We start from the raw sequence: 639 nt of genomic DNA on the forward strand, positions 1-639 counted from the left end.
TTGCCCGCCAGCTCCCCTGCGATCAGCGCCTCCGCGCGGGCCGCCTCATCCTCATCCAGCGGCTCGAAGACCTGCGCGACCAGCCGCGCCTTCGACCGGGTGAGGATCCCCCCGGCCAGCAGCCGCCGATGCCGGGCAGCCGCATGCCGAGCGTCCACGCCAGGTTCGCGAGGTTCCCGGCCGACTGCGGCCCCATCGCCAAGGCCGCGGCGATCTCGTAGGTCAGCGAGTCGTCCCACCCGCCCGGCAGGTTGGTGCGGCGGCGCAGCACGGGGGCGCCGGCGTCGTCGTCGTGGATCATCGCGCGCAGCGCGCTCATCAGCCCGGCTGCCGCCCACGACTCGACCGCCGCCCACTGCCGCACGATCCCGGTCAGCGCATCAGTGTCGGCGCCCGCATAAAGACCGCCGGGCCCGGCGACCCGCTCAAGGACGGCCGCAAGGGCCGCGGTCGGGGCGGCCGTCTCCCAGGCGCCGCCGTGCTCGAAGGCGGCGAGCACCTCGGGCAGGCTGGGGTCATGGCCGGGCGTGCCGCCCTGCCAGTCGCCGCTTGCCTGCCAGTCCATGAACGCCCCCGTTCGAAGGAAAGATCATCTTTCAGTTACTAATCGAATACTACTGCGAGGGTCTGACATTCCGG

1 protein-coding gene is annotated in these 639 nt (G+C 72.3%); it reads right to left on the reverse strand.

All coding sequences use genetic code 11. From position 1 onward, the window contains the following. Positions 1–22: 22 nt before the first annotated feature. Positions 23–565: a hypothetical protein gene (locus tag EAS64_RS42795; protein ID WP_145862451.1), complete on the reverse strand. Its 543-nt coding sequence runs from the start codon at positions 563–565 to the stop codon at positions 23–25. Positions 566–639 lie beyond the last annotated feature (74 nt).

This window comes from Trebonia kvetii (genome assembly GCF_007827045.1).
GTDB classification, from domain to species: Bacteria; Actinomycetota; Actinomycetes; order Streptosporangiales; family Streptosporangiaceae; genus Trebonia; species Trebonia kvetii.